13 protein-coding genes and 1 riboswitch are annotated in these 14,085 nt (G+C 71.7%); of the genes, 4 read left to right on the forward strand and 9 right to left on the reverse strand.

The window, feature by feature from the left end; all coding sequences use genetic code 11:
• Positions 1-33: 33 nt before the first annotated feature.
• Positions 34-197: riboswitch (yybP-ykoY riboswitch) on the reverse strand.
• Both AC07O8_RS01065 and AC07O8_RS01070 read right to left on the reverse strand, forming a co-directional pair.
• On the reverse strand, positions 171-1,583 hold the full coding sequence (locus tag AC07O8_RS01065; protein ID WP_495046283.1) for a M16 family metallopeptidase: 1,413 nt from the start codon (positions 1,581-1,583) through the stop codon (positions 171-173). It overlaps the preceding riboswitch by 27 nt.
• Entirely contained in the window at positions 1,580-2,857 is a 1,278-nt protein-coding gene (locus AC07O8_RS01070; RefSeq protein ID WP_495046284.1) for a M16 family metallopeptidase, read from the reverse strand. The genes AC07O8_RS01065 and AC07O8_RS01070 overlap by 4 nt, the downstream gene beginning before the upstream one ends.
• A 197-nt stretch (positions 2,858-3,054) precedes the next feature.
• On the opposite strand from AC07O8_RS01070, the gene AC07O8_RS01075 reads away from it, so the two are divergent.
• Positions 3,055-3,438 carry a VOC family protein gene (locus tag AC07O8_RS01075; protein WP_495046952.1) on the forward strand — a complete coding sequence of 128 codons (384 nt, stop codon included), beginning with the start codon at positions 3,055-3,057 and terminating at the stop codon, positions 3,436-3,438.
• Positions 3,439-3,454: 16 nt separating this feature from the next.
• Here the strand turns inward: AC07O8_RS01075 and AC07O8_RS01080 are convergent, their stop codons facing one another.
• Positions 3,455-4,762, reverse strand: coding sequence for an NAD(P)/FAD-dependent oxidoreductase (locus AC07O8_RS01080; protein ID WP_495046285.1), 1,308 nt, complete (start codon positions 4,760-4,762; stop codon positions 3,455-3,457).
• Positions 4,763-4,824: 62 nt separating this feature from the next.
• Here AC07O8_RS01080 and AC07O8_RS01085 point away from each other — a divergent pair, with 62 nt between their 5' ends.
• Positions 4,825-5,517, forward strand: coding sequence for a helix-turn-helix transcriptional regulator (locus AC07O8_RS01085; protein ID WP_495046953.1), 693 nt, complete (start codon positions 4,825-4,827; stop codon positions 5,515-5,517).
• A gap of 36 nt (positions 5,518-5,553) precedes the next feature.
• Here the strand turns inward: AC07O8_RS01085 and AC07O8_RS01090 are convergent, their stop codons facing one another.
• On the reverse strand, positions 5,554-6,651 hold the full coding sequence (locus tag AC07O8_RS01090; RefSeq protein WP_495046286.1) for an acyltransferase family protein: 1,098 nt from the start codon (positions 6,649-6,651) through the stop codon (positions 5,554-5,556).
• Positions 6,652-6,818: 167 nt separating this feature from the next.
• Positions 6,819-7,388: a hypothetical protein gene (locus AC07O8_RS01095; protein WP_495046287.1), complete on the reverse strand. Its 570-nt coding sequence runs from the start codon at positions 7,386-7,388 to the stop codon at positions 6,819-6,821.
• Between the two features lie 68 nt (positions 7,389-7,456).
• Between AC07O8_RS01095 and AC07O8_RS01100 the strand changes: the two genes are divergently transcribed.
• Positions 7,457-8,464 (forward strand): XdhC family protein, encoded by a 1,008-nt coding sequence (locus tag AC07O8_RS01100; RefSeq protein ID WP_495046288.1) that lies wholly within the window; start codon positions 7,457-7,459, stop codon positions 8,462-8,464.
• Between the two features lie 52 nt (positions 8,465-8,516).
• On the opposite strand, the gene AC07O8_RS01105 is transcribed toward AC07O8_RS01100, so the two are convergent.
• Entirely contained in the window at positions 8,517-9,191 is a 675-nt protein-coding gene (locus AC07O8_RS01105; RefSeq protein WP_495046289.1) for a DUF6515 family protein, read from the reverse strand.
• 163 nt (positions 9,192-9,354) lie between these two features.
• Here AC07O8_RS01105 and AC07O8_RS01110 point away from each other — a divergent pair, with 163 nt between their 5' ends.
• Complete coding sequence (locus tag AC07O8_RS01110) at positions 9,355-10,035, forward strand: glutathione S-transferase family protein (protein ID WP_495046290.1); 681 nt, start codon at positions 9,355-9,357, stop codon at positions 10,033-10,035.
• Between the two features lie 45 nt (positions 10,036-10,080).
• Here AC07O8_RS01110 and AC07O8_RS01115 read toward each other — a convergent pair whose 3' ends face one another.
• From AC07O8_RS01115 to AC07O8_RS01125, 3 genes are read right to left on the reverse strand one after another with little or no spacing between them, the layout of a single operon-like run.
• Complete coding sequence (locus AC07O8_RS01115) at positions 10,081-10,908, reverse strand: hypothetical protein (protein ID WP_495046291.1); 828 nt, start codon at positions 10,906-10,908, stop codon at positions 10,081-10,083.
• Positions 10,905-13,370, reverse strand: coding sequence for a penicillin acylase family protein (locus tag AC07O8_RS01120; protein ID WP_495046292.1), 2,466 nt, complete (start codon positions 13,368-13,370; stop codon positions 10,905-10,907). The genes AC07O8_RS01115 and AC07O8_RS01120 overlap by 4 nt, the downstream gene beginning before the upstream one ends.
• Positions 13,367-13,990, reverse strand: a complete 624-nt coding sequence (locus AC07O8_RS01125; protein ID WP_495046293.1) for a response regulator — start codon at positions 13,988-13,990, stop codon at positions 13,367-13,369. Before AC07O8_RS01125 ends, AC07O8_RS01120 begins: the two co-directional genes overlap by 4 nt.
• Between the last annotated feature and the right edge of the window lie 95 nt (positions 13,991-14,085).

Genomic DNA, 14,085 nt, shown 5'->3' on the forward strand with positions numbered 1-14,085 from the left:
GCCGCAAAGTCCGGGGACATGGTCAAAGGTCTCGCCAGGCTGGGAACCCGTGGGTTCCTGGCTACCTCGCGCCATGAGCCGAGGCTCAAGTCTGTTGACGCGGGTCTGCTGAATCGGCCTGCCGCGCAAGAGGCCTTGAAACAGGCCGGGCGACGGGCGGGGTGCAGCGGCTACTCCCCAATGACAGCCCGCATTGTAGCCAATCCCAGTCCCGGCCACGCGCGTTGCGCCGGCTCAGGCGGTCCGGCATCGCCCAGCATCAACAGATGCGTGCGGCCATCGCGCCAACTGGACGCCATCAGCAGCTGCAGCACCGGCGCGCTCACGGCGCGCACGCGCTGCGGCCACTGCACGCAGTCCTCGAGTTCGCCCGTCGCCAGCGCCTGCGCCAGCAGCGCATCCGGCGCCTCGGCGAGCTGGAACTCCCAGTCCCCTTGCGCCAGCGCCTGCGCCAGCGCCAGGTCTTCCGGCGTCACCGCCTCGGCCGCCAGCAGCGGCAATTGCTCCCGCAGTCGGGCGAGCTGCTCCGGCACCGCCGCCGCCGGCAAGGTGACGCTGAGCCGCCAGCACAGCGCGCCGCCGAGCGACTCCATCTCGCTCTCCCACGGCCACGGCAAGCGCGCCGCGAGCCGCTGATGCATCAAGGTCCGCGCCAGCTCGCGCAACGCGGGCGGCGTGCCGCGCGGCACCGGCGTCTGCAGGATCAGCCGGCAGCCCTGGCCTTGCGGCAGAGGCAGGAACTGCGCGACCGCCGGCGTGGGCGCCGCGGCGGGCAAGGACTCCGCCGGCGTCGGGCCGGCCGGTGTCGTCTTCGCCACCCGCCAGCCGCCCATGAAGTCCTCGGCCAGGCCACGTGCCGCCTGCAAGCTCAGATCGCCGGCGAACAGCAGCACCGCGCGCTCCGGTCGCCAGTACTGGCGATGGAAGCCCAGCACATCCTCCCGCTTCAGCCGCTTCAGGCTGGCCGTGGTCTGCACCGGCTGCGCGCGCCCCCGGAACTGCCGCCGCGCCGCCCACGGCGCCAGCAGCAGCGCGTCGGCACGTCGCAGCACCAGCGCATCGACCGCCCGGCTGCGGATGTGCTCCAGCGATTCGAAGGCAAGCAGCGGCCGCTGTGTCAGGTCCGCCAGCAGGTTGACCGCGTCATCGCATTGGTCGGGCAAGGCCTCCAGCACGATCTCCGCCGTCGACGGCGTCAGCTCCAGCCGCAGCGGCAGGCCCAGCAGGTCGCCCGCGTAGGCGATGTCGGCAGACTCCATCTCCTCGCCGTCGCGCTTCGCACCCTGCGCGAGCATCGACAACGCCACTTCTGCCAAGCCGTCCTTGCCCGCGGGGTCGCGCAGCCAGCCGCCCTCCCCGATCAGGCGGATCGCCGTACGCGGCGCGCCGGGGCGCGGCAGCACGACCACGCGCAGCCCGTTGGCAAGCTTCGTCTGTTCGAGCGCCAACGGCAGCGGCGCGGGCGCCGGCGGCGCCTCGGGCGGACGATCGAAGCCATCCTGCGCCAAGGCCGGCCAGGCCGTGGACCCCGACACGATCGCGGCGCCGAGCATCAGCCCGCGGCGGTTCAGATCGACCGTCATGCGGCCACTCCCGCAGCGGCGCCGATGTCCGCCAGCAGCGTCAGCACCGGCGCCTGCACGACCTGCTTGCGCCAGAACTGCTGCACCTCCGCGCCGCTCAACTTGGTCCACGCGGCCATGTCCTTGGCCGGCGCGCCGGCATCGCCCCGCACCGCCCACGCGGTGCCGAGCGAGCGCGCCAGGCGGTCGGCGGTCCAGTCGGCCGACAGCGTCTGGCGCCGCAGCAGCGCCTTGGCCTTGTTGAGTTCCTCGTCGGTCACCGGCTCGTCGGCCAGGCGCAGTACTTCCTGCTGCAGCGCCTGCGCCACCGGCGCGGCGGTCTGGCCGTGCGCCGCGAGCGCCTGGGCCACCAGCAGCCCCGCATCGCGGTGCGCGTCCAGCCGGAGGCTGAGCTGATGCGCCAAGGCCTTCTCGTCGACCAGCGTGTCGATCAGGCGGCCGGATCGGCCGAGCCCCAGCAGCGCATGCGCGAGCTGCCACATCGGCGTCGACGGATCATCGGCGCGCGGCACCTGCCAGACCAGCGCGGCCGCCGGCAGCGGGGCTCGCGCGAGCGACAGCTTCTGCGTCTGGCTCTGAGGGCGCCGCGACTCGCGACCGTCGACCGGCTCAGCCGCCGACGCGGGTGGCATCGGCGGCCGGATCGAGCCGAAGTAGTGCAGCACCCAGCGCGCGACCGCCGCCTCGTCAAAGGCGCCGGTCACGACGAGCAGCGCGCGGTCGCAGCCGAAGCGGCCGGCGTGGAAGGCGCGCACCGCGTCGATGTCCAGGTCCTTGAGCTGCTCCGGATCGCCGACCGCGCCGCGCTGGTACGGATGCGTCAGGTAGCCGTGCCGCTGGACGGCGAGGTCCAGCCGCGCGTAAGGATTCAGCTGCGGCGCCTGCACCGCCTGGCGCAGCTGCTGCCGCGCGGCGGCGAGCGTGTCCGGCTCCAGCCGCGGGTTGCTCATGCGTTCGGCCTCGGCCCACAGCACGCGTTCGAGCTGGTGCGCGGGCACGACGGTCTGCAGCGCGGCGAAGTCCTCGTCGATCTCGATGCCGCTGCGGCCGCCGGCCGAGGCCACCAGGCGGTTGAACTGGCCGGGTTCGAGATAACGGCTGGCGCCGGCGACCAGCCGGAGCACCAGATGCGTCATGCCGCTGCGACCGGTGGGATCGTCGCGCCCCCCGCAGCGATGGACCACGCGCACTGCCGCCTGCGTGCCCGCGACCGGGCGCGCCAGCCAGAGCAGGCCGTTGGGCAGGCGTTGCGGCTCAAGGGACGGGACACTCATGGGCGGCAATCCTAGCTGCCATTCCGCTGTCAGCAGCGGGTCCGCATCATGGACGCGACATCGTCCTACAAGGCGGCCCACCCGAATCGGGGGCCCCGGACAGGCGATGGGGCGCCCGGCCCGCGCCGGTGCCCCGCCCCCAAGGGGACAACCGTCCCACCGTCATCGTTGATCACAGAGAGCCTGCCATGAGCACCTTGAACTTCGCCTACACGATCGTCTACGTCGAGGACGTGGCTGCGTCGCTGGACTTCTTCGAGCGCGCCTTCGGGCTCCGGCGACGCTTCCTGCACGAGTCCGGCGCCTACGGCGAGCTGGAGACCGGCGCCACGACGCTGTCCTTCGCCCGGCACGACATCGCGCGCGGCAATCTCGGGCAGGACTACCGCAAGGCGGACGACGGCTCGCCGCTGGGCATGGAGATCGGCCTGTCCACGCAGGACGTCCCTGCTGCCTACGCCTTGGCGCTGTCAGCCGGTGCGCAAGGCCTGACCCCACCGATCACAAAACCGTGGGGCCAGGTCGTCGCTTACGTCCGATGTCCAGATGGAACGCTGGTTGAGATCTGCACGCCCATCTAACCGCGCCTGACGTGCGTCAGGCGTCGTCGCCGACGCCCGGGCGTGGCTCCACGACGATCCGCGCGTGGCGCTGGAAGGTGAAGTACGCCCAGGCCCAGTCCGCGAACACGCGGACACGGTTGCGGAAGCCGATCAGGAAGTACACGTGCACGAACAGCCAGAACAGCCAGGCGGCGAAGCCGCTGAACTGGATCGACCCGAGGTCGGCGACCGCCGCCTTGCGGCCGATCGTCGCCAGGTTGCCGTAGTCCCGGTAGCGGAACGGCGGCTCCGAGCGGCCGCGCAGCCTGGCCAGGATCTGGCGCGCCGCGTGCCGGCCGGCCTGCTTCGCGCCGGGGCTGACGCCGGGCACCGGCTTGCGGCTCCCATCCTTCTCGAGGCTGGTCGCCGCGGCCATGTCGCCGACGACGTAGACCTCCGGATGACCGGGAATGTTCATGTGCTCGTCGACGACCACGCGCCCCGCGCGGTCCAGCGGCACGTCCAGCGTGCGGGCCAGCGGCGACGCCGCCACCCCGGCCGCCCACACCTTGGTGCGCGACGCGATGCGTTCCCTGCCGCCGTCGGCGGTCTGGAGATCCACGCCCTCCTCGTTGATGCCGACGACGCGGCAGCCGGTGCGGACCACCACGCCGATGCGTTCCAGCTGCGCCTGGGCCTGCGCCGATTGCGCCGGCTTGAACGCCGCCAGGATCCGGTCCGAGCCTTCGACCAGCAGGACCTGCGCGCGGCTGGGATCGATGCGGCGGAACTCGTCGCGCAGCGTGTGACGCGCGATCTCGGCCAACGTGCCGGCCATCTCGACGCCGGTCGGCCCGCCGCCGATGACGACGAAATTCAGCCACGGCGCGCGGCTCGCGGCATCGGGCAAGGTCTCGGCGCGCTCGAAGGCGCTCAGCAGCCGCGCGCGCAGCTGGAAGGCGTCGGCCAGCGTCTTCAGCCCCGGCGCATGCGCCTGCCACCGGTCGTTGCCGAAGTAGCTGTGCGTCGCGCCGGCGGCCACGATCAGATGGTCGTACCCCAGGCGCTGGCCGTCGGCCAGCACGACCTCCCGCGCGGCCTTGTCGATGGCCTCGACATCCGCCATCAGCACGGTGAGGTTGCGCTGGTGGCGCCGCATGTGCCGGATCGGCGACGCGATCGACGGCGCGGAGAGCCCGGCCGTGGCGACCTGGTACAGCAGCGGCTGGAACAGGTGGTGGTTGCTGCGGTCGATCAGCGTGACGCGGACCGGGGCACCGTCAAGGACTTTCGTGGCCTCCAGGCCGCCGAAACCGCAACCGACGATCACGACATGGGGGAGCGCAACATGAGGGTCAAGCATGCGACACATCGTAGCGGGGATGACGACCTGGACAGGTCATGCCCATGGCTGACAATCGTCGGATGCGCCGCGCCGACCGACTGTTCCAGATCGTCCAACTCATCCGTGGACGCCGTCTCACGACGGCCGAGTTCCTCTCCCAGCGGCTGGAGGTCTCGATCCGCACCGTCTACCGCGACGTCGCCGCGCTGCAGCAGCAGGGCGTGCCGATCGACGGCGAGGCGGGCGTCGGTTACCGCATGCGGGTGGGCTTCGAATTGCCGCCGCTGATGTTCAGCGCCGAAGAAGCCCAATCGCTGGTCGCCGCGGTGCGGCTGGCGCAACCGCAGCTCGACGCGGTGCTCGGCCAGCGCGCGGAGGAGGCGCTCGGCAAGATCTTCGCGGTGCTGCCCGGCTCGGCCCGCGCGGCGGCGGAGAGCCTCACCGTCTATGCGCCGCAACGCGGCCTCGATGCCGCCACGCGGGAGCGCCTCACCCACCTGCGCCAGGCCACCGAGTCCCGCACCAAGCTGCGTCTGCATTACCTCGACCTCAGCGACCAGACCAGCACCCGCCTCGTGCGGCCGCTGGCCTGCTTCTTCTGGGGACCGGTGTGGACCTTCTCAGCCTGGTGCGAACTGAGAGAGGACTTCCGCAGCTTCCGCGTCGACCGCGTGCAGCAGCTGGAGATGACGGAAGAACGCTTCCGCGACGAACCGGGCAAGACGCTCGCCGATCTGCAGCGGCGCGAGAACGCGCGCGAGAACTGGGCCTAGTCGGGGGCCTAGTCGGGGGCCTGGTCGGGCGCCGGCTCAGCGCACCGCCACGCCGCCCTGCGGCAGCGCCGCGGCGCGCGGACGCCAGCGCAGCAGCGGCGCCTCGATCCAGCGGTGAAAGGGCAAGGCGGCCAGGTTGCTCAGTCCCCAGGCGACGACCAGGGCCAGCGGGGCGAGCGCGTCCAGCATGGGCGCGGGACTTTCGGCGCGGTGCTCGTAGATCGCGTTCACGAGCAGGCAGACCGGGAAGTGGACCAGGAAGAGCGCGTACGCATGGCGCGCCAGGGACTGCACCGGCGCCTGACCGTGCCGCTGGAACCACGCCGGCAGGGTGCCGCGGCGCCACAGCACGATGACGGCGGCGGTCAGCGCGGCGACGACCAGGCGCTCGCGGAACTGCAGCGCGAGGGCGGCGACCATCAGGCCGCCCAAGGCCAGCAGGCCCGCACGACGGGCGGCGGGCGTCCAGCCCTGGCACCAGCACAGCAGCACGCCCAGGCCGTAGGCGCCGAAGAAATAGATCGCGTAGGCGTCCAGGTCGGCCATGCGATTGAACTTGAGCAGCGACGCGGCGCACAGGGCGCCGACGACGGCCGGCGCCATCCACGCCCGCGACGCGCGGGTCAGCGGCAGGCAGCGCAGGCCCCACATCACCAGCAGCAGCAGGGCGAAGAGCTGGAAGTCGATGGCGACGTACCAGGCGCCGACGGTCAGCGCCTCGACCGACATCAGGTCGTGCAGCAGCAGCGCGTGGGCGAGGATCTGCGTCAGGTGGACCTCGGTGGGCACCAGTTCCGGCAGCAGCGGCTGGACCAGCCACGACGACAGCAGCGTCAGGCCGACCGCCGCCATGAACGGCGGCACCAGGCGCCAGTAGCGCTGCGCCAGCAGGGCCGGCGCCGAGCGCCGCAGTTGCGGCTCCTGGGCCGAGAGGGCCCGCGCGCTGAGGTAGCCCCCCAGGACCAGGAAGACCTGCACGGCCATGCGGCCGTAGTCGTAGAGCCACCCCGACAGCAGCGGGAACAGGCCGTGCATCGCCTCGGCGATCGGTCCGTAGACCGACAGGTGATGCAGCACGATCAATTGCGCGGCGGCTGCGCGCAGCGCGTCCAGCGGGAACAGGCGAGAAGCCATGGGGGTCGGCGGATCCGGTCGCCGGCGGTTCCCGGAGGAGGCGTTCGGCGGAAAACGAAGCGGCCACCGCAGGGTGGCCGTTGAATTGCGCAGGATTCTATAAGCAGATCAATGAGTTACATCGATGCACAAGGCGGTGGCGGTCGCGTGACGCCCGGGCGTCGCGTTCAATGCTTCGAACGCGGCGGGCGCTCGCGCGGTTTCGGCGTCGGAAACAAGGTCCCGTTGAAGATCGCCGCGAACCATCCGATGTACCAGTCGACCAGCCGCTGCGGCCAGGGTTTCGGCGCTGCCTTCACGGGCTTGGGGCGGTCCGAGGGATGCCGTCGTTCGACGGCGTCGGCGAAAGCGGCGAGCCGTGCCCGGAGCGCCTGCAGGCCGGCGACCTTCGACGGCGTGTCGCGCTCGGCCTGGATCACGAGCGCCACGTGCAGCAACGCGCGGTCCTCGCCGAGCGATTCCAGCCGGAGTTGCGCCTGGCCGGTCACGGCGCCGGTGCGCGGCCCGCGCCCCTCGAAGCTCAGGCGCAGGCGACTGGGCGCGTCGACGTCGAGCGGCAACACCCGTCCTTCGAATCCCGGCAGTGCCAGCATGACGGCGCCCGGTGCATCGCCGGCCTGGAGGTGCGCCGTTTCAGGCAGGCTGTCCGCGAGCAGGGTCAGGTCGTGCAGCGTCTTCCAGGCCAGGGCCTGGGGGACGGGCAGGACGAGGTCGTCGTTGAGGGCGAGCGTGGGCATGTCGTCGATTGTGTGCCTGCATGCCCGGTCCCACGCAGGCGGGAACGAAATTCGCTATGGTGCGCGGAATGGACAACATGGACCTGCAGGTGCTGCGTCAAGTGCAGCAATGGATGGACGCCGATCAGCGCGTCGTGCTGGGCACCATCACGCGGACGTGGGGGTCGGCGCCGCGGCCGGTCGGCTCGATCGTCGCGGTCCGGGCGGACGGCCTGATCACCGGCTCGGTGTCCGGCGGCTGCATCGAGGACGACCTGGTGGCGAAGATCCGCGAGGGCGCGCTGTCGCTGAAGACCCCGGAGCTGATCCGCTACGGCGTCGGCGCCGAGGCGGCGCAGCGCTTCGGGCTGCCCTGCGGCGGGACCTTGGAGCTGATGCTGGAACCGGTCGGCCCTCACTCGGCGATCGCGCCGCTGCTGGAGCGGCTGTCGCGCGGGGAGCGCGTGCTGCGCACGCTCGATCTGGCGACCGGCTCGGTCTCGCTGGCGGAACCGGGAGAGCACTCGCGCGACGGCGCGGACCGGCTGGTCCTGAGCCACACGCAGCTGGTCACGCACCACGGGCCGCAATGGCGGCTGCTGATCATCGGCGCGGGACAGATGAGCCAGTACCTGGCGCAGATGGCGCTGGCGCTCGATTACCAGGTGCAGGTCTGCGATCCGCGCGACGACTACCCGTGGACGCTGATCGCCGCACCGCTGACGCGCGAGATGCCGGACGACGTCGTCCAACGGCTGAAGCCGGACGGCCACACGGCGATCGTGGCGCTGACGCACGATCCCAAGCTCGACGACCTGGCGCTGATGGAGGCGCTGCGCGGCCCGGCGTTCTACGTCGGCGCGATCGGCTCGCGAGTGAACCAGGCCAAGCGCCGCGCTCGACTGAAGGAACACTTCGACCTGACCGACGCGCAGCTGGATCGGCTGCACGGTCCGGTGGGCCTGCACATCGGCGCCCGCACGCCGCCCGAGATCGCACTGGCAATCCTGGCGCACATGACGGCGGAGCGGTACGGCGTCCAGGTCAGCAGCAGCGCGGCACCAAGGGACGGGAGCGAGGCGGGGTGTGTGGTCTGACCACGCGACGGATCATGCCTGTGGCAAGCGAGGTGGATCACCTCGCTCCCCGTCACCGCATGCTGTACCCCCGCCCGTCCATGCAAGCCTCCACCGCGCGGTTGAACACGCCGGCGTCGTTCATCGCCGAGGGCTGCGTCGTCGCCCAGCGGTTGCATTCCTGGCGGTCGACCTCGGTCTGGGCGGTCGACTGGCCGTTGCGCGGGTAGATGATCGGATCGGGCCGCGGCGGCGCGACCGGCGCCGGGGTCGCGGCGTCTGCGCCGGGAGGCGACGCGACGACCACGTAGCCCGGCCCCGGCGAGGCCACCGTGTAGTACGCGCCGTTGGCGTAGTAGTACGGGTAGCCGCCGATGCGCAAGGTCACGTAGGCGCTCGGCAGGATGGGCACCACGAAGCCCAGCGGCGGTGCGATCACCCGGAAGCTCGGCCCCCACGGCTGGTACCAGACGCCGCCGTGGTACCAGTAACGGTTGCCCACGAACACCGCGCCGCCCGGCAGGCCGCGCGAGACATAACCCGGCGCGGGGTAGTAATGGTCGTGGTGATAGCGGCTGTCCAGGCGCAGGCCGATGTCGACACGCGCGCCGCCGCCGCCGTGATGCTGCGCGGACGCCAGCCCCGCGCTCAGGGCCAGCGCCACGGGAATCACCCACCGAAGCTTGTTCATGCTGCTCATGATCTGCTCACGCCGTCCGACGGCGCCCAGGAAGTCCAGATGGCTCATTCAACGCCGCCGCGCCCGGCCACGTCTACGGAAGGGCGTTTCGCCGGGGTAAAGAACCATTGCTTCGACAGCGGCCCGCCACGAGAGAATCACGGCAGATTCACGCCACCCCACCACGCGCCACCACTCGCCACCACTCGCCGCCTCGCGCCACCCCGACGCCATGATCGAGCTCTACTACTTCCCCAGCAACGCCAGCTTCGCGCCCCACGTCGTGCTCCACGAACTGGGCATCCCGTTCCAGCTGCGACTCGTCGACCGCAACAAGGACGAGCACAAGTCGCCCGCGTTCCTGGCGATCAATCCGAACGGCCTGCTGCCCGCGATGCGCGACACCCGCGCCACCCCCGACACCCCCGACGGCGCGGAGGAGCTGGTGCTGTTCGAGACCGCCGCGATCCTGCTGCACCTCGCCGACACGCATCCCGACGCCGGCCTCCTGCCGCCGCTCGGCAGCCCCCAGCGCGCCCATGCCTACAAGTGGCTCATGTGGCTGACCAACACGCTGCAGCCCACGGTCATCGCCTACTACTACCCGGACCGCTTCGTCGCGCCGGGCAACACCGCCGGCAGCGCCGAGGTGAAGGCCCAGGCGCAGGTCCGCGCCAGCGCGCAGCTGGATCTGCTCGCTGCCGAATTCGAGCGCCATGGCGGTCCGTTCATGCTCGGCGAGCGCTACTCGGTGCTCGACGCCTTCGCGTTCATGCTGTGCCGCTGGACGCGCAATTTCGACGACCCGGCGCGCAACCGCCCGGCGTTGGCCGCCTTCCTCGAACGCATGGCGCAACGCCCCGCGCTGCAGCGCGCGATCGAGACCGAGCAACTGCCGAAGCCCTGGTTCTGACGTCGCCGGACGCGCCAGCCGAGCGTCGACGCCTCGGCGCGGACCTCAGCGCGCCGGCAGCGCCTGCAGGTAGTCGTAGAGGCGCTGCGCGATCCCCGCGCGGTCGGCCGCCGGCATCGCCTCGGCGAGCGCCGGCATCGTCGTGCCGGGCCGCACCGCGGCGGGCTCCAGCAGCCAGCGCTTCCAGGCCGCCGCGTCGTAGCCCTTGACGACCACGTCGAGGTCCAGCGGCATCTTGTCGCCGCCGTAGCCGCGGATGCGGTGGCAGCTCAGGCAATGCGTGCGGGCGAGGTCCGCCGCGTCGGCGTACCGGGCCGCCAGGTCGCCCGGCAGCAAGGCGCGCGTCGAGGACGGCCCCACGCTCACCGACGCGACCTGGTAGGGCCACAGCGCGCCGCCCTCGGCCTGCAAGGCCTTCGACGACACGTTGTCCCAGACCAGGTAGAACGGGCCGAGCGGCACCTGCTGCTCGCCCTGCAGGTGGTTGTCGACCTGGAACGGCCGGCCATCGGCGCGGGCGTGGACCAGCCACGCGCGATGCTGCGCGAAGCGTTCGACCGGGATGCGCGAGATGAAGCCGTCCAGCGCGCGGAACTCGAGTTCCTGCCCCGGCGCGCGCCAGCCCTTGCCGAGCACCGCCGTCAGCACCTCGTCCGCTGCAAAGCCGACGTAGCGCACCTCGGGCATGCGACCGTCGCGCATCAGATGGGGCTCGAGGACCGCCACCGTCACCGCCTTGCCGGCGCGCGGCCCCAGCTGTCGACCGAGTTCGGCCGGCTTCGGCAGCTCGACGGCCAAGGCCGGCAGCGCGGCCCCGGCGCCCGAGATCGCGACCGTCGCGGCGATCGCCCTGGCGAACCGCAGGGCCGTCATGGCTTCAGCACCAGCATGCCGCGCGCATGGGCCTTCACGTCGGCCTCGTCCAGCCATTCGCGCCGGTACTGGCCCTTGGCCAGCAGCTCGGCCTGATCGCGGTAGTGCGCGTCCGGCCAAACGCCGCTCTGGCCGACCGGATTGACGCCGAGCGCTTCCTGCGGCCGCGCGAAGTCGATCAGCCGGCGCGTCGACGGCCCGTAGACCACGCCCCACGGCGCGCTGCCGTTGCGCTGCGCCAGGTTGTTGGGCACCTCGTGCCCGCCCGGCACCGGGAACGGCCCGACGTTGAAGATCTTGTCGAGCGGCTTCTGCTTGCCCAGCGGGTGCTCGTGCGTCAGTGTGTGCACGCTGTCCCAGCGCCACTTCGTGCTGTCGGGCCCGAGCGTCTCGTACAGGTGCGCGACTGCCGCCTTCCAGGCGCGGCGCACGATGTCGGCCTGCGTCTCGCGCTGCGGGGTCGAGCGATCGTCCCACCAGGGCGAGTCGCTGTCCGCCGTCAGCCGGGGCAGCGCCTGGTCCAGCGCCCGGGTGCGGCGCAGGTTCTCGAACTGCGCGTCGCCGAGCTCGTCCTTCATCGCCGCGCGCAGCAGCTCCGCCGCCAGCTGCTGGAACAGCACCGGCGCCACCGCGTCGGCCTTGTAGGCGCCGTTCCAGCGCACCAGCGCCTCGACCAGCGGCTGCTCCTCCGCCGAGGCCGAGCCGCGCAGCAAGGGAATGAGGGGCCGCAGCACGCGCGGGCCGTAGTCGGTCTGCACGTCCAGCTGCAGCGCCTGGCTGTTCTGGACGTCCCAGCGCTTGCCCTGGTTCAGCAGCCCGTCGAGGCGGGCGCCCCGCTCGGCCAGGTTGTAGTAGCCCGGGACCGGCGTGTCGCCCGGCGGCTGGAAGTTGGCCGACACGATGTAGCCGCGCGCCGGGTTCTCCTCGTGCGGATTCGCGGAGAACGGCAGGAAGCCGGGCTTGTCGGCCTCGTCCGTCGCGCCGTCGAGCACGAAGGTCGGGTTCACGCCTTCGGGCCGCATCGGCAGCCTCGCTGCGGCCCACCAGGCGATGTCGCCGGTCGCGTTGGCCCAGACCACGTTCAGCCCCGGCGCGTGGATGAGGCTCGCGGCCTCGCGCGCGCGGTCCAGCGTGTCCGCCCGGCCCAGTTGGTAGAAGCCGTCGAGCACCGGGTTCTCGGTCTCGAGGAAGGCCCACCACATGGCCACGGGCCGCTCGCCGCGGTCGCCCGGGATCGCATCGTTGACGATCGGCCCGTGCGGCGACCGGCGCAGCGTCAGCACCTGGTCCGGCTGGCCCTTGACCTTGAGCACCTCCTGGCGCGAGCTCATCGCCACCCAGCGGTCCTTGATCCAGACCTCGTTCGGGTTGGCCGGATTGACCTTCTCGGCGATCAGGTCGACGTCGTCGTTCTGGAACATCGTCAGGCTCCAGCCGAAACGCCGGTTGTGCCCGAGCAGCGCCATCGGATTGAGCGCGAGGTGATGGCCGTAGAGCTCGAACTGCGGCGTGCGCAGATGCGCCTCCCACCACACGGCGGGCGTCGAGTACGCGATGTGCGGATCGCCGGCCAGCAGCGGCTTGCCGCTGGCCGTGCGGCTGCCCGAGACGACCCAGGCGTTGCTGCCCTCGAACTGCGGCAGGCCCGCAAGCTCCGCCGCGCGTCCGCTGACCGCCGCCAGGCGCGCCAGCATCGGCGCGACGTCGGCGAAGCGGCGATCGGCCCCGTTCGGCGCGCCCGGTTCGCCCGGTCCGCCCGGTGCGCCCGTTGCTTTCGGCGCATTCAGCGCCTGCGGCTCCAGCGCGCCCTTCGGACGCCAGTCGAGATCGAAGATGCGCAGGTAGTCCGGCCCGAGCTGGTCGCGCACCGCCGTCAGCGCCGGTTCGGTGCGGAACGCCGCCGCGAAGCTGTAGGCCAGGTAGCCGGCGATGCTGTAGGTGTCCGCCGCCGTGAACGGGCGCTTGGGGATGCCGAGGATCTCGAACTCCAGCGGCGCCGGGCGCGTGGCCTGGTACTGGTTGACGCCGTCCAGGTAGGCATACAGCGCCCGGACCGCGCCGGGCTGCGCCGTGATGGCCGACGAGGCCGTGGCCAGCTCGTCGGCGCGCTGCCGGATGCCGAGCGTGCGGAACAGCCGGTCGGTCTCGACCAGCTTCGGGCCGAGCACTTCGGCCAGTTCGCCGCGCGACAGCCGCCGCAGCATCTCCATCTGGAACAGCCGGTCCTGCGCATGCAGGTAGCCGAGCGCGCGGTAGAGGTCGTCCTCGTTGCGGGCGTCGACGTGGGGAACGCCCCACTCGTCATACCGGACGGTGACCGGCGCGCTCAGGCCCGACAGCTGCAGTTCGCCGTCGCGCACCGGCAGCTTCTGGTGGACATGCCAGGCCGCGCCCGCGGCGCCGATGGCCGCGAGCACGGCGAGCGTGATCGCGCCGCGCCTGAGCCAGCGACCGACGCTCATGGCCGGACCGGTTTGCGCAGGTGGGACAGCGTCTCGACGCGCTTGATCAGCTCGCGGTCGTTCCAGGGCTTGTGGAACATGCCGTACAGGCCCTGGATCTGGTGCAGTCGCGCATGCAGTTCCTCGTGGCCGGTGATGGCGATCATGGGCAGGTCCTCGGTGGCCAGCGCGCCCTGCACCGCCTTGATCAGCTCGAAGCCGTCCATGTTGGGCATCTCGAGGTCGGTGATCAGCACGCCGAAGCGGGTCTGGCCGAGCAGCTCCATGGCCTCGACGCCGTCGCGCGCGGCGACGACCTCGTGGCCGGCGTCGCTGAACAGCTTCAGCAGCTTGGCGCGGACCACGGCGGAGTCGTCGACCACCAGCAGCGGCAGGCGCTCCGGCACCCCGTCCGCCGCAGCGGGTGCAACGGGTGCCACAGGTGCAACGGGCGCGGCCGACGGGGGCACGGTGCGGGCCGCCGGTCCCGGCGGCGGCGGACGCGGCGTCGGCGGCGGCGCGCCGAAGTCGCGGTAGTCGCCGCGACGGACCGTGATGATGATGATCACGATGGCCAACGGAACGACGATCAGCAGCGGCAACAGGAACGGCTGCAGGGTCTCAGGCAAATCAAACGGCATTCGGCTCTCCGACTCCTCCCCAAACCGGGCACGCTACACCGGCGGAGGGACGTCACTGTAGAGGAAAAGCCCTTCGGTGGACGGCCGGCGGGTGC

Source organism: Roseateles sp. GW821-FHT09G09, from assembly GCF_059415965.1.